Annotated in this window: 14 protein-coding genes and 1 pseudogene; 4 read left to right on the top strand and 11 right to left on the bottom strand. The window is 71.2% G+C overall.

What is annotated here, in order from left to right; all coding sequences use genetic code 11:
- Together ACZ4NT_RS06825 and ACZ4NT_RS06820 are read right to left on the bottom strand one after the other, a co-directional pair.
- The coding region (locus ACZ4NT_RS06825) for an HIT family protein (RefSeq protein WP_467724169.1) at positions 1-454 on the bottom strand (454 nt) is incomplete at its 3' end.
- A 45-nt stretch (positions 455-499) separates the two neighbouring features.
- The gene (locus ACZ4NT_RS06820; RefSeq protein WP_183117189.1) at positions 500-919 is read right to left on the bottom strand and encodes a MarR family transcriptional regulator; all 420 of its coding nucleotides are present in this window, start codon (positions 917-919) and stop codon (positions 500-502) included.
- 204 nt (positions 920-1,123) lie between these two features.
- On the opposite strand from ACZ4NT_RS06820, the pseudogene ACZ4NT_RS06815 reads away from it, so the two are divergent.
- A pseudogene (locus ACZ4NT_RS06815) lies at positions 1,124-2,580 on the top strand (MFS transporter).
- An 80-nt stretch (positions 2,581-2,660) separates the two neighbouring features.
- Here ACZ4NT_RS06815 and ACZ4NT_RS06810 read toward each other — a convergent pair.
- Complete coding sequence (locus ACZ4NT_RS06810; protein ID WP_121407974.1) at positions 2,661-3,317, bottom strand: YceI family protein; 657 nt, start codon at positions 3,315-3,317, stop codon at positions 2,661-2,663.
- Positions 3,318-4,079: 762 nt separating this feature from the next.
- On the opposite strand from ACZ4NT_RS06810, the gene ACZ4NT_RS06805 reads away from it, so the two are divergent.
- Positions 4,080-4,226, top strand: coding sequence for a hypothetical protein (locus ACZ4NT_RS06805; protein ID WP_183117156.1), 147 nt, complete (start codon positions 4,080-4,082; stop codon positions 4,224-4,226).
- A 95-nt stretch (positions 4,227-4,321) separates the two neighbouring features.
- Here ACZ4NT_RS06805 and uvrA read toward each other — a convergent pair whose 3' ends face one another.
- A complete protein-coding gene (gene uvrA, locus ACZ4NT_RS06800; protein WP_121407975.1) occupies positions 4,322-6,793 on the bottom strand; it encodes an excinuclease ABC subunit UvrA in 2,472 nt (823 codons plus the stop codon).
- Positions 6,794-6,975: 182 nt separating this feature from the next.
- Entirely contained in the window at positions 6,976-7,674 is a 699-nt protein-coding gene (locus tag ACZ4NT_RS06795; RefSeq protein ID WP_467723952.1) for a ScbR family autoregulator-binding transcription factor, read from the bottom strand.
- Between the two features lie 250 nt (positions 7,675-7,924).
- Here ACZ4NT_RS06795 and ACZ4NT_RS06790 point away from each other — a divergent pair, with 250 nt between their 5' ends.
- Positions 7,925-8,845 carry an NAD-dependent epimerase/dehydratase family protein gene (locus ACZ4NT_RS06790; RefSeq protein WP_467723950.1) on the top strand — a complete coding sequence of 307 codons (921 nt, stop codon included), beginning with the start codon at positions 7,925-7,927 and terminating at the stop codon, positions 8,843-8,845.
- Positions 8,846-8,885: 40 nt separating this feature from the next.
- On the opposite strand, the gene ACZ4NT_RS06785 is transcribed toward ACZ4NT_RS06790, so the two are convergent.
- From ACZ4NT_RS06785 to ACZ4NT_RS06770, 4 genes are all read right to left on the bottom strand, one after another.
- On the bottom strand, positions 8,886-9,275 hold the full coding sequence (locus ACZ4NT_RS06785) for a TraR/DksA family transcriptional regulator (protein ID WP_467723948.1): 390 nt from the start codon (positions 9,273-9,275) through the stop codon (positions 8,886-8,888).
- Between the two features lie 78 nt (positions 9,276-9,353).
- Positions 9,354-10,775: an extracellular solute-binding protein gene (locus ACZ4NT_RS06780; protein ID WP_467723946.1), complete on the bottom strand. Its 1,422-nt coding sequence runs from the start codon at positions 10,773-10,775 to the stop codon at positions 9,354-9,356.
- Entirely contained in the window at positions 10,772-13,492 is a 2,721-nt protein-coding gene (locus ACZ4NT_RS06775) for a VWA domain-containing protein (protein ID WP_467723944.1), read from the bottom strand. Before ACZ4NT_RS06775 ends, ACZ4NT_RS06780 begins: the two co-directional genes overlap by 4 nt.
- A 4-nt stretch (positions 13,493-13,496) precedes the next feature.
- Positions 13,497-13,874 carry a hypothetical protein gene (locus ACZ4NT_RS06770; protein WP_467723942.1) on the bottom strand — a complete coding sequence of 126 codons (378 nt, stop codon included), beginning with the start codon at positions 13,872-13,874 and terminating at the stop codon, positions 13,497-13,499.
- Positions 13,875-14,084: 210 nt separating this feature from the next.
- Here ACZ4NT_RS06770 and ACZ4NT_RS06765 point away from each other — a divergent pair, with 210 nt between their 5' ends.
- A complete protein-coding gene (locus ACZ4NT_RS06765) occupies positions 14,085-15,266 on the top strand; it encodes an amidase domain-containing protein (protein ID WP_467723940.1) in 1,182 nt (393 codons plus the stop codon).
- A gap of 81 nt (positions 15,267-15,347) precedes the next feature.
- On the opposite strand, the gene ACZ4NT_RS06760 is transcribed toward ACZ4NT_RS06765, so the two are convergent.
- Both ACZ4NT_RS06760 and ACZ4NT_RS06755 read right to left on the bottom strand, forming a co-directional pair.
- Positions 15,348-15,674, bottom strand: coding sequence for a hypothetical protein (locus ACZ4NT_RS06760; protein ID WP_121407981.1), 327 nt, complete (start codon positions 15,672-15,674; stop codon positions 15,348-15,350).
- A gap of 99 nt (positions 15,675-15,773) precedes the next feature.
- Entirely contained in the window at positions 15,774-16,964 is a 1,191-nt protein-coding gene (locus tag ACZ4NT_RS06755; protein WP_467723938.1) for a cytochrome P450, read from the bottom strand.
- Positions 16,965-16,997 lie beyond the last annotated feature (33 nt).

The raw sequence follows: 16,997 nt of genomic DNA, 5'->3' as shown, positions 1-16,997 counted from the left end.
CACGAGGGCAGTATGGAGTGGGAGTTCGCTCCTCTCTCCCCCCCCCCCCCCCCCCCCCCCCCGTCTTGGGGGGGGGGAAAGACCCCCCCCCCCCCCCCCCCCGCCCCCGCTGCTCCGCGGGCAGGTCCGCGGCGCGCGGGACAATATGGAAGTGCACGTGGGCGAAGCCCTCCGCCTCCGCGAACTGGACGACGTACGTCTTCGGGCAGCCGGTGGTGTCCCGGAGGGCACGGGACAGCCGGACCTGCCAGGTGCCGAGGCCGGCGGCCTCGGCGTCGGTGAGCTCGTGGACGGCCGTCACGTGGCGCCGCGGCAGCAGGACCAGCCAGCCCGGCACCGCGGTGCCGAGGGCATGGGCCACCCGCCAGTGCGCGTCGGCGGCGACGCGCTCTCTCGGGGGCAGTTCGTCGAACCGTGCTTCCTCACCGCATGCGTAGCACTCGGGGTTCGTCATGGCCCCGCATCGTAGAGCCGGTTCGCCGGAGAGGGACCTTTTCCGTCAGGGGCGTGGCCAAGGGCGTCCGCCCAGACGCTCGATGTCCGTGTTGAAGCGCCGCAGGTAGGCCGCGAAGGCGGCGATGTCCTCGTCGGGCCAGTCGGCCATCACCTGGTCCAGCGAGTGGATGATGCCCTCGCGTTCCTCGTCGAGCAGGCGTGCCCCCTCGTCCGTGAGGCGGAACTTGCGCGCCATGCCCCCCTCGGGGTCGGCGATGCGTTCCACCAGGCCCGCGCGCATCGCCGCGGCGGTCTGCCGGTTGAGGGTGGAGGCGTCGAGACCAAACGCGTCGCTGAGTTCACCGATCGACATCGGCCCCTGGACCCGGATGCGGCTGAGCAGGATGTAGGCGCTGCGCTCCAGCAGGCCGCCCTTGCGGCGCCCGCTTCTGTGATGCATGAGCCCGTGGCGGCTCAGCAGCATCTGTTCGTACTCGACTTCGTGCGTGGGCTTGACCACGTGCCTGTTGCCTCCTGCGTCCACCGGTCCGGTGCTCGCCCACGTCTCGTCGTGCGCGGTCCGGACTCCATCCTCTCACGGTCATGTGCGCCGTACATGTGACGTGCTCAATACACACGACATGTACGATGCACGTCCTTGTCCACAGAGCACCTCAGGAGTCCCGCCATGGGCGCCCCCCAGCCGTCAGCCCGCGCCGGAGGCGTGGTCGCCACGCTTGCCTTCGCCGGAATCGTGGCCGCGATCACGCAGACCTTGGTCACCCCGCTCATCGCGGAACTGCCGAAGATCCTGCACACGTCCCCTTCCAATGCGGCCTGGGTGATCACCGTCACCCTGCTCGTGGCCGCCGTGTGCGTGCCGGTCTCCGGCCGACTGGGGGACCTCCTCGGAAAGCGCCGGATGCTGCTGGCGTGCTCCATACCGCTGGTGGCGGGTTCCGTGGTGTGCGCGCTCGCCACCTCCGTCGTCCCGATGATCGTCGGACGCGGCCTCCAGGGCATGGGGATGGGCATGGTCCCCCTCGGGATCGCCCTGCTGCGTGACGTCGTACCGGCCGAGAAGCTGAGTTCCTCCATCGCCCTGGTCAGCGCGTCGATGGGCATCGGCGGCGGCCTCGGCCTGCCGATCGCCGCGGCCGTCGCACAGTACGCGAGCTGGCGGGTGCTCTTCTGGGCCTGCGCCGTCCTGGCGTCGGCGATCGCCGTGCTGATCTGGTTCCTGATCCCCGACGTGCCGGCCGGCGCGAAGGGCCAGCGCTTCGACGTACCCGGCGCACTGGGGCTGGCCGTCGGCCTGGTCTGCCTGCTGCTCGCGGTCTCCAAGGGGCCGACTGGGGCTGGAGTTCGGCAACCACGCTGAGTCTGTTCATCACGGCCGTCGTGGTCCTCGGAGCCTGGGGCCTGTGGGAACTGCGCACCCGGGACCCGCTGGTCGACCTGCGCACCACCGCCCGCCCCCGGGTGCTGCTGACCAACATCGCCTCGGTCTTCGTCGGCTTCGGGATGTACGCCAGCATGCTGGTCATCCCGCAGCTGCTGCAGTTCCCCGAGGCCACCGGCTACGGCCTGGGCCAGTCCATGCTCGCGGCCGGCCTGTGGATGGCTCCCGGCGGCGTGATGATGATGTTCGTGTCGCCGCTCGGCGGAAAGCTCACCGACGCCCGGGGACCGAAGTTCACCCTGATCTGCGGCGTCCTGGTCATCGCCGCGGGCTACGGTCTCTCACTGGCGCTGATGGGTTCCGCGTGGGGTCTGATGCTGGTGTGCATGGTGATCAACAGCGGTGTCGGCCTCGCCTACGGCTCGATGCCCGCGCTGATCATGAGCTCGGTACCGCTGTCCGAGACCGCCGCCGCGAACGGCTTCAACACCCTCATGCGCTCGCTCGGCACCTCGGTAGGCGCCGCGGTGATCGGCGTCGTCCTCTCCCAGCTCACCACCACCATGGGCGGCTTCAGCTTCACGTCGGAGGACGGCTTCCGTACCGGCCTGCTGATCGGCGGCGGCGTCGCCCTGGTCGCCGCCGTGATCGCCGCTCCCATCCCGGCCGCGCGCGCCGCCGGGGCGGCGCGCGACAAGGCCGGCAGCACGACCGCACCGGACCAGGCGGCCGTGGAGGCCTGACGGACGGCGGACGGCCGTGGACTCCGCCGGCCGGTCGGGCGGCGGAGTCCACGGAAGGCGCCGTCGAGAGGGGGACGCCGTCAGCCGACGGGAGTGCGGATGGCGGCGATGTCGAACTGCAGGCGCACCTTCTCGCTCACCATCGCACCGCCCTCCGCCAGCCTCGAGTTGTACGTCAGGCCCCAGTCGGAGCGGTCGATGGTGGTGGTGCCGTCGAAGCCGACGCGCTCATAGCCGAACGGGTCGACGACGTGCCCTATGTAGGTCAGTTCGAGTACGACGGGCCGCGTGGCGTTCTTGATCGTGAGGTTGCCTGTCATGCGATAGACGTCGGCACCGCCCAGTTCGACGGACGTACTGGTGAAGGCCATACGCGGATACGTCTTGGCGTCCAGGAAATCGCGGCCCATCAGATGCGCGTCGCGCTGCTCCACACCGGTGTCCACGCTGCCGGTGGACATCACCACCTCGGCCCGCGAACGCTCCGGGTTGCGGCCGTCGAAGTACAGACGGCTCTGGTAGTCGGCGAAGGACCCGCGCACCGTGGTCACCATGGCATGCCGGACCGAGAAGCCGATCCTGCTGTGCGCGGGGTCGATGACCCACTCCCCCGTCAGCGCCGCCAGGCGGGGATCCGGCCGGACGGCGGAGTCGAGGGACGCCGGCCCGATCCCGGGTTCGGGCACGGCGGATGAGGTCGTGCGACGCGCTGAAGCGCCACGGGTGAACAAATTCATAGTTCATCTAGTTACTCGACGCGAAACAATTCCGCAACCATCCGTCACGGGCGGGGGATTTCCACAACGGCGTCCGTCGGGATGCGCTCCGCGACCACTTACCGGACATTCACGCGATGCACACATCGAGTCCCGCATTCCGGCAGAGAAAGCGGGCACGCCGGAAAATTTCGCAACGGACATACCGTGAACAACGAAGGAGAGTCCCCCAGGCCTGCACCAACGACCCATACGGGCTCCGTCCGCGATCATCGGAGCCGGTGGCGCGCCACGGCGACCACCAGGTCCTTACGGCGCGACGACATTTTTCGGCCACTTTCCTATCGGCTCGCGGCCTGCATTCCCTACGCGGAGAAAACCGCCTGGCCGAAAAGAGATGCGTCAGACCTGAAGGTCGACGATTCCTCACCCCGCGCCCCTTCCAAGGGGACGAGCGATTCCATACCGGCACTCGCGGCTGCTCCTTGTGAAAGAAGCATGGAGGAACATGGCGGGCGGGCTCAGCCACGAGTCCGGTACCCCTCGCCGGTACTCCGCTCCCCCGCCGCGGCGGGACGACCACCACACCAGCGCACCTCCAACCGAATCGTCAACAATCTCGTTGGCCTTGCGTGTGCCGGTGGCGATCGCAGGCTGCCACCGGCCGAGGAGCCGCGCCGATCCGCTCGCGGCCCGCACCCCCTCGGGCGCTTACTCCGCGTCCGCGGGGTATACGGGCTGTGCACGCATCCGCTGCAACGCCCCTGCCACAGGAGGAACGTCGTGCCAGGCATGATGGAGAAGATCAAGCAGTTCGCAAGGAGCCCGCAGGGCCGGCGCACGATCGAACAGGTACGCCGCACCTCCGCCGACCCCCGGCGGCGGGCTCAGGCGCAGCGGCTTCTGGGCAAGCTGCGCGGACGCCACTGACCTCCGCCGACCGGGTGCCTTCGCCGGCACCCGGGCAAGAACCCGTCGGTGCGGGCGCCCGACCGCTCCGCAGCGGCACGGGCGCCGCCGGCAGCTCAGCGGCGCGACAGCCTCGGCGCCAGATACGGCGCTGTGGCGCTGCGCCCGGCCCTGGCAACCTTGGCCGGAGTGCCCGCGGCCACCACCCGGCCGCCCGCGTCCCCGCCGCCCGGCCCGAGGTCGATGACCCAGTCGGCGGTGGCGATCGTGTCCAGGTCGTGCTCGACGAGGACGACCGTGTTCCCCGCGTCGACGAGCCGGTGGAGCTGCCGCAGCAGCAGCGAGATGTCCTCGGGGTGCAGCCCCGCCGTCGGTTCGTCGAGCAGATAGAGCGCGTGACCGCGCCGGGCCCGCTGCAACTCCGTGGCCAGTTTGATGCGTTGCGCCTCACCGCCGCTGAGCTCCGTCGCCGGCTGGCCGAGGCGCAGATACCCCAGCCCGACCTCGCGCAGTGTCGCAAGACTGCGGACGGCGGCGGGCAGGTCGGCGAGGAACGTGGCGGCGTCGTCGACAGACATGGCCAGAACGTCGGCGATGTTCCTGCCGCGGTGGGTCACTTCGAGTGTCTCGGCGTTGTACCGCGCCCCCTCGCAGGCCGGGCACGGCGCGTACGTCCCGGGCAGGAAGAGCAGTTCGACCGCGACGAAGCCCTCGCCCTGGCAGGTCTCGCACCGCCCCTCGGGGACGTTGAAGGAGAAGCGCCCGGCCGAGTAACCGCGTGCCGTCGCCTCCTCCGTGGCGGCGTACAGCCTGCGCACCGCGTCGAACATGCCCGTGTACGTCGCCAGATTGGACCGGGGAGTACGCCCGATGGGCCGCTGGTCGACTCGCACCAGCCGGTCGAACGTCTCCAGGCCGGAGGCGTCCCGCACCTCGACGTCGAGTTCCCGCTCGTCGGGGTCCTCGGTCGATAGTCCGAGGTGGCGGCGTACGACGTCGGCGAGCACCTGAGTGACCAGCGTCGACTTCCCGGACCCCGACACCCCGGTCACCGCCGTCAGTACGCACAGGGGCACCTCGACGGAGACGTCGCGCAGATTGTGGCGGGAGATCCCGCCGAGCCGCAGCCAGCCCTGCGGTTTCCGGGGGCGGTGACGGCCGAACGGCTCGGCACGGCCGAACAGGTGGCGGCTCGTGGCGGACTCGTCCACCCGCTCCAGGCCGGGCACCGGGCCGCTGTACAGCACCCGGCCGCCGCCCTCGCCGGCTCCGGGCCCGATGTCGACGACCCAGTCCGCACGCCGTACGACGTCCATGTCGTGCTCCACGACGAACAGCGAGTTGCCGGCCGCCTTGAGGCGGTCCAACACGTCCAGCAGGGGCTCGGCGTCCGCCGGGTGCAGTCCCGCGGACGGCTCGTCGAGCACGTACACGACGCCGAAGAGCCCCGACCGCAGCTGGGTGGCGATGCGCAGGCGCTGGGCCTCGCCGGGCGAGAGCGTCGTCGAGCGGCGCCCGAGGCTGAGGTAGCCCAGGCCGAGGTCGAGCAGTACGTCGACCCGCGCGACCAGATCGCCGCAGATCCGGACCGCGACCTCGGTCGTCTCCCCGGATCTCGCGGTCGACGTGGTGGCGGCGGCCTCGGACCGCCCCGCGACGGGCCGCAGCACCGCCACGACCTCGGTGAGCGGCATCGCGTTGATCTCGGCGATGGAACGTCCGGCGAAGGTCACGGCGAGCGCCTCGGGCCGCAGTCCGCTTCCGTGGCACTCGGGGCAGGGCACACTCCTGACGAACCGGAGGGCCCGTTCGCGCATCTTCTCGCTCTTGGAGTCGGCGAGGACGTGCATGACGTGCTTGCGGGCGCTCCAGAACTTGCCCTGGTAGCCGTAGTCGACGCGGTCCTCCTCCGGCTCGATGTACACGGAGGGCTGCTCGTCGGTGTACAGCAGCCAGTCCCGGTCCTTCTTCCTGAGCCTGCGCCACGGCCGGTCGATGTCGATCCCCAGGCCGCTGACGACACTGCGCAGGTTGGCGCCCTGCCAGGCGCCCGGCCAGGCCGCGATCGCCCCCTCGCGGATGCTCAGCGAGGGATCCGGTACGAGCAGGTCTTCGGTGACGTCGTGCACGACGCCCAGTCCGTGGCACTGCGGACAGGCACCGGCCGCGGTGTTCGGTGAGAACGACTCGGCGTCCAGTCGCGGGGCCCCCGCCGGGTAGGTGCCGGCGCGCGAGTAGAGCATCCGCAGCAGGTTCGACAGGGTGGTGAGGGTGCCGACCGTCGACCGGGAGCCGGGGGACCCGCGGCGCTGCTGGAGCGCCACGGCCGGCGGCAGACCGGTGATCTCCTGGACATGCGGCGCGCCCACCTGCTGCAGCAGCCGGCGGGCGTAGGGTGCCACGGACTCGAAGTAGCGGCGCTGGGCTTCGGCGTAGAGCGTGCCGAAGGCGAGTGACGATTTGCCCGAGCCGGAGACACCGGTGAAGGCGACCATCGCGTCCCGGGGAACGTCGACGTCCACGTTCCTCAGGTTGTGCTCGCAGGCGCCCCGCACACGCACGAAGTGGTCACCGGTTTCGTTCTTCACCACTCCTGCCTACCCGATCGGACCGGAAACCGCGCGAGCGGCGGCACGGTGCCGGGCGGCGGTGGCACGCCGGTGCAGGGGCGGACGGACCGCCCGGAGGAGTGGGATTATCCGCACGCCCGGTACGTTTTCCGCCACCGGACGGTGCGGGTCCGGCAGGACATCGGGGGCGGCTCGGCGGATCAGACCGCGGCTTCCACGTGTCCCGCGTCCTCCTCCTGCTGCGCCGCCGACTCCTCGGCGGCGCGGGTGCTCGCCGCGCCCAGTTCGGCGGCGCGCTCGGCCGTGATGACCAGTCGGCCCAGGACGGCGGGGACGGCGATCGCCGGCAGCAGGTGCTCGAACAGTGTCACCACGCGGGTCTCCAGATCCTCGCGTGCAGCGAGGATCTGCGAGTACACCTGGACTCCCGTCCACGCCGCCGAGAACAGCCAGGCGCTCTCGGAGGGGTCCACGTGCGGGAGCAACTCGCCCTGGTCCTTGGCCTCCTGGAGGAGGTAGCGCGACGCGTCGATCCACTGCGTCAGTGCCGCCGTGCCGAACTGTGCGCGCATGTCCTGCTCCAGCGACAGCCGGGCCACCGCGCTGACCATCGGGTCGCGGCGCATCTGATAGGCGACCAGCAGTCCGGTGTCCACGAACTCCTGCAGCCGAGAGGCCTGCGGTCCCACGGTCACCGCGGCGAACTGCTGCCCCAACACGCCTTCCGCGAGAGCCTGCTTGGAGGGGAAGTGGAAGTACAGGGCGCCCTTGGTCACGCCCGCCCGCGTCAGTACCTCGCCGATCGTGGCGGCCTCGTAACCGCGCTCGTCGAACACCGCCGCCGCGGCGTTCAGAATCGCCAGCTTCGTACGGACCGCACGCTCCTGACGCGCCACCATGCCTCCCGAAGTTCACCCGCACCCGACCACTCATCGCGCTCGCGCAGACCTCCCTGCTCGAACACATGGGTGTTCCTTTGCCATCCCCCTCTAGAAACAAAACCAGGTAGTCCGTATTTTCACAAGCCACCACCCCACTCGGCACCGGATGGACAGCAACGGCATCATCGCCTCCGGCCCCCTTCTCGCCACCCTCCGCACCCTTGTCAGCACGGTAAGCAACCCGTTCACCCACCTTCAGGGAGCCCCGATGCCGTCCACCCTCCTCATCACCGGCCCCCGCGGCTTCATCGGGCACCACCTCTCCAGGACCGCTCTCAAAAAACCGGACGTCCGGCTTCGACTCCTCACCCGCACCGCCGACCTGCCCGGCAGCGGCGGTCGGACGGACTCCGTGACCGCGGACCTGGCCGAGCCGTCCTCCCTGCGGGGGCTGTGCGCGGGCGTCGACACGGTGATCCACTGCGCCTCCGCCATCGGCACGGACGCGGCCACGCTGCGCGCCGTCAACGACCTCGGCACCCGGGCGCTGGTCGAGGACGCACAACGCCACGGCGTGCGCCGCTTCGTGTACGTCAGCACCGCAGCCGTGTACGGCCGCGGCCCCTTCCACCGCGCCGCCGTCGAGGACCTGGCACCGGCCCCGCAGTCCCCCACCAGCCACACCCGCGCCGCCGCCGAACGGCACGTCCTGGACGCCTGCGGCACCGTCCTGCGCCCCCATCTCGTCTACGGCACAGGCGACCGATGGGTGCTCCCCGGACTGACCCGCCTGCTGCGACACCTCGGGACCGGTGTGGCCACCCCCGCCCTGCATTCCGCCGTCAACGCCGCCGACCTCGCCCGTGCCGTCCTCGCCTCGGCCCTCACCGAACGCGACATGGCCGGCGCGCACCACGTCGGCCATCCGGTTCCGCTGGCCGCCGCCGATCTGATGGCTCTCGTCCTCGGCCGGCTCGGCCTGCCGCCCCGCCCGGCCCTCTCCCCGGAGGAGGCCCACGCCCGGGTCGAGGCGGACCCGCAGGCCCGGCACCACCTGACCATGCTCGCCGGCCACCACTGGTTCGCCGACGGAGGTCTGTGGCACCGCCTGGGCCTCGACCCGGGCGCTCCACCGCTCCTTCAGCTGCCCGAGCACCTGCCGTCCGCCGGGGCACCGCTGCCGCGCTGACCGGCCCTCGGGGCCCGGCGGACCGCCGGGCCGGCGGCGATCAGCGGCGTGGGGCGGCGGCGCAGCGCACGCAGGTGCGAGCGGCCGGACGCACCTCCAGCCGCTCGGCCGGGATCGTCTCGCCGCACGTCTCGCACCGGCCGTAGGTGCCCTGCTCCAGGCGCCGCAGGGCTTCGTCCAGATCGTCGACGTGGGTACGGGCGCGGGACAGCAGGGCGACCACGTGCGCCCGCTCGAAGGCCGTGCTCGATCCCTCCGGGTCGTGCTCGTCGTCCACCGCCACCAGAGCGTTGGCCTCGACGATCCCCTCGAACTCCCGCTCCAGGGCAGCTATCTGCGCGAATGTGCCCGCGCGCTCGGCGACCAGCCGCTCACGCACCGACGCGGGGTCGGCGGCGGGCGGATCGAGTCTCTCGGGAGAATTGCTCATTGACGCGAAAACGGTCATACCGTCCCGTGTATTCCTGTCGGCCGAAGCGCGGCAGCCGGGAGCGGCGCACAGGACCGGTCAGCTGTGCGGGAGGACGTCCCGGAGAGCCTCGTCCAGGTCCTCGGCCAGCTCACCGTCGCTCGGCGGGTCGGCGGTGAAGAGCCTGCCGAGCACGGTGGTGAAGGTCTGGGTGAAGGCGCCGTACAGCGGGGTGCGCGGGCGCTGCACGGCCCGGGTGAGCGCAGGCAGCAGGGTGCCGCGGGCGTACGCGGGACGTCCGTGGCCGTCGCGCGGCATCCGGTCGGCGCTCTCGCCGGACGGCGAGGGCGTTGCACCGGGAGCGGAGGCGCCGGACGGTTTCGCCGAGCGGCAGGTCAGGGCGTCGTCCTTGTACGCGGACACCCGGGTGGCGGCGAACCCCGCGTCGAGCAGGCAGCGTTCGCTCTCCTCGCCCGTCAGGAACCCGATCAGGTCGGTCGCCGCTTCCTGCTGTGCGGAGGACCGGGTGAGGGCGAGGTTCTGGCCGCCGAGCACCGCCCTGCCGGGAAGTTCGGTCACGCCGAGCTGCGTCCGGCCCAGGGACTGGTGGAGGCTCTGGTACGCGTAGGGCCAGTGGCGCAGGAAGGCCGTCCGCCCGTTCGCGAAGTCGGTGAGCGACTCGGCCTCGTCGGAGCGGAGGGCGTCCTTGAGGAGGTACGAGGCCTGGGTACGGTTGCGCAGTTCCGCGAGGCCGTTCTCCAGGTCCGGCACCGTGGCGGTGTAGCGGCCGTGGGTGTCGGTGAGGGTGACGGCCTCCGGGGCGGACGCGAACGCCTCGATGCCGTTGACCGTGCGGCCCTCGTACGCGCCGAACTGCGCGGTCCAGCCCTTTTCGTAGCCGCCGGGACGGTTCTTCCCGGTCTGCTCGCCTACGGTCTCGATCAGCTCCTGCATCTTCACTCGGTCGAGTCCCTGCTCCAGGTCGGTGTCCCGGACGCCGGCCTTGTCGAGGTAGTCGCGGCGGTAGTAGAGCAGCCCGACATCGCTGTTGAACGGCACCGCGTACACCTTGCCGCCCCAACGTGCCGTCCGGGCGACCGACTTGATGACGTCGTGGTCGTCGACCAGCGACCCGGGGAGCGTGCGGATGAGCCCTGCCTCGGCGAACTCCGGTACCCACGTCACGTCGAGGTTGACCACGTCGTACTGCGCGCTGTCGGACTGGAGCGCGCCGAGGAGCTGGCTGCGCTGCTCGTCGGCGGAGCCCGGGAGTTCCACCAGGCGGGCGCGGCGGCCGGTGTGCCGCCGGTCCTGTTCCGCGTTCCATGCGTCGATGAGCTGCTGCCGGATGCCGCCCTTGCCCGTGACGTCCCGCCCGCTGGCCACGACGATGTCCCCCGTGGCCCCCGGGGTCACGGTCGCGCCGGACTGCCCGGTGGTGCCGCCGCCGGTACAGGCCGCGCTCGCCGTGAGGAGGACGGCTAGCGCCAACCGAGCGGCGTGGGTCCGCAGGTGCCTCATTCGTCCCCCGTCCCGGTCCGGGCCACCTCGTCGCGCAGCCCGGCGACGACGTCGGCCCTGGTGTCGAGGCAGCGGCCGCCGCTCGCCTCGGAGATGCGCGCGTCGGGCTTGTCACGGTCGCAGCCCCCGCTGTCGAGAGCTGCCATCACCACCGGAACTCCCCGGTCCTCCGCCGAGGCCAGGATCCTGTCCAGGTCGCCGCCCGCGGTGAGGCGGTTGTTGTCCTCGTCGTCGGTGATGTAGACGACCAGCTGGGGCCGTTCGTCGTCCCTGCCCCGGCCGGCCATGTAGTCGAGGGCCGCCGTCAGGGCCTGGTGCGGGTTCGCCTCGGCGTCGCGGACCGCGGCCTCCCGGTCGACGGTCGCCTCCGCGTCCGTCCGCCGGTGGCGGTCGAAGGGCAGGAGGACCTCGTACGGGCTGCCGCGCCGGGAGGCCACGGCCCAGATCCCGTACTCGTCCCGGTCGCCGAGACCGCCGAGCGACTGCTTGAGGATGCCGGGGGCGCCCCCGGGCCCCTCCCACAGGTCTCCCATCGACCCGGAGCTGTCGAGGAGGAAGAGGACTCTGCCGGGACCGTTGGCGTTGCGGTACCGCTTCAGGGCGGTCGTCATCGTGTCGCCGGCGGCGGGGGCGGGAAGCCGGCTGGGCCGGGCGAGTGTTCCGGTGTCGGCGCCGCGGGGTGCGAGGAAGTCGCGGTGGCCGGAGACGGCACGGAAACCGTCCTCGCCGAAGACGTCGAGCCCGCCGCGGCCCTGTCCGCCGGACCCGTCCTCACCTCCCTTGCGGATCAGCCAGTCGTGGAAGCGCCGGACGGCTTCGTCCCGTGCGGCCCTGTCACGTTCGGCGTTCTCCCAGCGCACCCGGACGAACGTGGGAGTCAGGGGCGGTACGTCCGTGGGGTACTCGGCGAGGCGCGGGGTGCGCGTCGGCCCGTCACAGCCGAGCCCGCTCACCATCAGGAACTCCGGGACGAGCGCGGCGGTGCGCTCGTCGACGTCCCGGTGGTCGGGCAGCGTGCACAGCAGGTCCGCACCGGTGAGCGCGGGCGGTCCCGGCTCGGCCACGGCGCTCTCCGCCCGGCTCACGCTCGTACCCGAGCCGTAGAGGCCGACGCTCGCCAGCAGCGCGGAGTCCGTGTATTCGGGGTCGGTGCGGCGTACACCGGCGTCGCTCTGCCGCGCGAGGAGCATCCTCCTGAGCGTGCCGAGGGTGCTGCCGGTCCTGTCCCGCGTCGATTCCTCGGCGATGTTCTGCGGCACGGACAACACCATCGGCGAGTACGCGAACGGACCGCTGTCGGGCTCCAGGGTCACGTACGTACGGGGCGGCTCGGTGGGCCGTGCCCGTGCCGCGCTCGCGGACGTGGCCGGAATCCAGATGTCCGGCTGGGGGCCGATGTCGCGCTGGGGGTTGAGCTCGTCGCTGACGGGGCGCTGCCAGGGGTCGGACTGCTCGTGGAAGCCCGTCACGGCGTCGGCCGCGCCCGCGCTGTAGACGGTGATCCCGCTGCGCCGGCAGCCGCCGGACGTCGTGTTCGCGGGCGAGGTCAGAAACACGTCGGTGGCCTTGCGCACGGTGGACTCGATGTCCGGATCGGTGAGGAGCCGCAGTTCCGGGGACGGGCCGCAGGACGACGGCCCGGGGCCGGGGCCCCAGAGGAAGGCGTATCCCCCGATGCCGGCCGCCGTGAGCGCCGCCGTGGCCGCCGCCGCCGTCCGGCGGGGCCTGCCGCGCAGCCAGAGCAGCAGCCGGCCGGCCCCGACCGCGGACAGCACGACACGGGCCCGGTGGAGCAGGCGGGGGAGCAAGCTCAGCCACAGCAGCACGCCCGCCGGCGGCCGCTCCCGGGCGTGCCGCGACTGATCCGGCGGGGGCTCCCGGCGTCCGGGAGCCCCCGCCCGCTCGGGCGACGGCTTCGCAGGCAGCTGCGAGGGGACGTGGACCGGCGGAGGCGGCTCGGACGCCCGGGGCGCGGTCGCGAGGACGATGTCCGTGTCACCCCACCGCTGCGGCTCCCACGGCTCGTTGCGCAGGGTCCTGTGGTGAGCGGACATGTGCGCGGTGAGCGCCTCCGCCAGGTCCTGGAAGGTGACGTCGCCGCCGCGGGCTCCGACACCGTCCTCCAGCAGCCGTACCAGCTGAGCCGTGAACGGCGTGGGGCTCCCGTCGTCGCCCGCGTCGATCCTGTTGTTGGCCTGCGTGCTCATCAGCACCGAGAAGCGCCGCCGGTCCGCGAGTGCCTCGCAGACCTGGGCGGCGTTGCCCGCGTTGCAGCAGTCCAGGACGACGACCACGTGCCGGGCCCGGCTGGTGGCGAGCACCGTGAGCACGCTGGAGAAGGGATCGGCGCCCGGGAAAACGGCCCGACTTCCGGGTACGACGCGCGCGTTGCGCATCTGCAGCCAGAGTTCGTCGCCCGCGCTGGGCACCGCCCCGTGGCCGGCGAAGTAGAAGAGGAGCAGCCCCTCGGCCTCGTCGGCGGCGGTACGCAGCGACTCGCTGAAGGCGTCCAGGTACGGGGACCCGGCGACCGTGATCTCACCCTTGCGGAACACCTCGCCCCGCAGCAGCGCTCCTTCCAGCAGCGCGAGATTGTGCTCCACGGCGGCGAGGTCGCCCGGAACGCCGTGCGGGTCCTTCGGCCGCGTGGAGTCGTAGGCGGACACCCCGACGAGCAGGGCCCGGTTCACCTCTCCGCGCGGGTCGAAGCGGTGCACCGGCCTACCTCTCGTCGAGGTCCACCGGGTCGACGTCGTAGTCGGGCGGATCGCCGCTCTCCACGGAACGGCGGTTCTCGTACCAGGCCTTGACGCCTCTCCTCACCTGCTTGAACACGATGTCGAACGTGGACTGGGCGGCGGCGCCCCCGAGCAGCAGCAGGATCTCGATCCCGGCGCCCATCGGCCTGCCGTGTTCGTCCGTTTCCTGGTCGTCCGTCCCGGCTCGTTCCTGAATTCTGAGATCGCCGTTTCTGGCCAGCTCCTCCAGTGGCTTCTCCCGCTCCAGCCACTTCTTCAGAGCGCCGATGTCCCCCTGGCTCGCGGTCCCGTCCAGGCGGACCCGGATGGCACGGGTCGCCACACCCTCCCCGTCAGTCATAACTCCTCATCATGGCACGGTCGTTGGTACCGAGCGAGGGTCTTGCCCCGACGTTGCCCGGCGGACCGCGGTCCACGGGCGCCGGCCGGCCCGCCGGACCGGCGTCATGAATTGCCCGTGTATCACTTGTGCATCCCTCTTCCCAAGCGGAACACGGGACGTGCGAAGATGCCCTGCCCCGGTAGGCGTCCGGGGTAGAGGGGAAACTCAGTGAAGTCAAGGAAATTGAGCAGAACGCGGCGTCGCGCCACCATAGTGACGGCGGCGGCCGCTTCGGTCGTCGCCGGCGCGGCCATGCTGCCCAACTGGAGTGCCGGCGCGAGCAGCGCCGGAGCCGGCGAGCCCGCCGTGGACGCGGCCACCAAGGCCACCTTCCAGCGGCTGGCCGACGCGGTCTTCACCGACCGCACCGACGCTCTGGTGGACCACAAGCAGAACAAGGGGCGCTCTCCGCTGACGTCCCGCTTCTCCGGTGACGTGGAGCTGTCCTCCTCGCTGGAGAACAAGGAGGACTCCGCACGGTCCTCCCTGCGCGGCCGCAAGTCCCGTCTCGCCGACCTCGGTGAGCGGTACAGCTCGGCCAAGACCAGCGTCACCCTGGACAAGACGCGCGTGCAGGACCGGCACGCCACCGTCCAGGTCACCGAGACCACGACGCTGACGTACGAGAAGGTGCAGGGCGACGAGCCGAAGACCACCGGCTTCCAGGCCCACCACAAGCTGACGTTCACCGCCGACCGGTCGGGTGACTGGCAGCTCACGGGCGTCCGCACCACGGACGACGGCTATCTGGCGGTGAACCAGCCGGCGAAGACGACGTTCACGGCGACGGTCGCCGACGACAACATGCCCGCCGCCACCCGCTCGGCCACCACCTGGCCCGCCCCGGCCAAGGCCAAGAACTTCTCCGCCACCGGCTACGACTACAAGGCGATGGCCGCGTACGCGGAGAAGTACTGGAAGAACTACAACACGGCCTACCCCGACTTCAACGGGGCCGGCGCCGGCGGCGACTGCACGAACTTCGTGAGCCAGTCGCTGAAGGCGGGCGGCTGGAAGCACGTCCCCGGTTACGTGTACGACTACACGAAGTGGTTCGGCAACTCCGACATCCAGTCGGACTCCTTCGTCGGTGTCAACGAGTTCTCCTGGTTCTCCCTGAACTCGAAGCGGGCCACCAGCCTCGCCAACGTCTACCAGATGGACATCGGTGATGTGCTTCAGGTGGACTTCGACAAGGACGGGTCCAAGGACCACACGATGATCGTCTCGTACCGCAGCTCGCAGGGCGTGCCGTACGTGACGTACCACTCCACCAACACCTACCGCAGGTCGGTGGCGAGCATCATCGCGTCGTACCCGAACTCGGCGTTCTACGCCTACCGCACCTGATCGAACCGACGGAGCCCCGCACCCGGCGAGAACCGTCCCGAGACTTCGGGGACGTGCCGGGTGCGGGGCTCCGCCGTCTCCTCAGAGCAACACGATCTGGACGACGTAGCCGGCGAAGCCGATGTGGAACAGGACCAGGCACACCCACTGCGGCGTCCGCATGCGCCAGGACGAGGCGCGCAGGATCTCCCACTCGCTCAGTGCGTAGGCCGCCAGCGCCAGCGCCAGCACCACCCACAGGACGGTCCAGCCCGTCGAGGGTCCGCCGCCCAGCCCCTGGTCGCCGAGCGCGGCCGGGATGCGGGTGGCGCGGGACAGCAGGAAGAGCGCGAACAGCGGTTTGTGCCAGCCGTTTTGCAGCTGCGGGGCGTCCGTGACGTGGCCGTCGGGGACTGATCTCGTGGGCATCGGCCCACCTCACCAGGTCCGCACCGCAACCGCCGTGACGGAGGCCACAATTCCGGCCCGGTGGCGGGCAGCAGGTCGGCGGCGGACGGCCTTGCCCGGTCAGTCCCGGTCGACCGCCACCTCCAGGCCGCGGATGACATAGCCGCCTATCTCGTCCTGGAAGGAGACCCGGGGCGGCGTGACCATGCGGATGCCCTTCAGTGCGAAGAGACGGCTCAGGAAGACGTTGGTCTCCATCATCGCGATGTCGGCTCCGGGACAGCGGTGCGGACCGTCACCGAAGGACATCGCGACCGCCTTCCCGGCCGCCACGGGACGGCCAGGGCGGACCAGCGTCGGATCGGCGCCCACCGCTTGCGGGTCGGTGTTGACCTCGTCCACGTGGATGTCGACGAGGTCACCGGCGGGCACCCTGACGGGGCCGTCCGCTCCCGGCACGTCGAGGTCCCCGGTGGTCCTACGGCTCAGCCGGGCCACCACGGGTTCCAGCCGCAGGATCTCGTGGAGTACGGCGAGACGTTCCGCCTCGTTCCCGGCGCGGAACCGGTCGCACAGGGCGGCGTCGGTGAACAGGTGCCAGGCGGCGACGCAGATGAACTCGCGGGTCGTCACCATCCCGGCGGCGGCGTACGTGAGGCACTCCCCCAGGATCTCGGCGTCCTTGCAGCCCTCCGCGATCAAGTGGGAGATCAGGTCGTCCTCGGGCCGCTTCCGGTGTGCGCGGATCGCCGGGCGCACATCGGCGAAGTAGATGCGCAGCCAGTTCGTGTTCTGGCGGAACATCCAGTAGATCCCGTGGGGACTGGTCAGCCCCGGTCTGCCGAACTTCTCGGGGAAGAAGCGCTCCAGTCGCTCCTGGACACCGGGCCTGCTGCGGGTCAGACCGATGACGCCGCAGGCCACGTCGATGGCCACACCGAAGCTCAGCTCCTCCAGCCGCGCAACGCCCGCCGTGCGCAGCGGCGTCAGATGCCTCTCGGTGACACGTTCGGTCAGCTCCCGGTAGTGCTCGTCCACGCGGCGGGGGGTGAAGTATCGGGCGGTCTGACGGCGGTGCTCGCGGTGCTCGGCCCCGTCCCGGTACAGCACGGGCCGGCGGATCCGGGCGGGCAGCTTCTCGACGGTCTCGATACCCAGGCCCGCTTGGACGGTGTCGGCGCTGCGCAGGAGGGTGCGGGCGGCCGCGTAGCCACGCACCTGCCACGTCCCGTCGTCGCCGCGAACGACAGGACAGGCCTGCCGGGCACCGCCCCTGTCGATCTTCCGTGCGTCCTCGTCGGCTCTGCTCATCGACCGGTGCCCTCCGTCGTCGCCGTCGGGCCC

It is taken from the genome of Streptomyces sp. NPDC026417, from assembly GCF_055567695.1.
The sequence above is the reverse complement of the archived record's forward strand: the minus strand, read 5'-3'. Positions and strand labels throughout refer to the sequence as shown.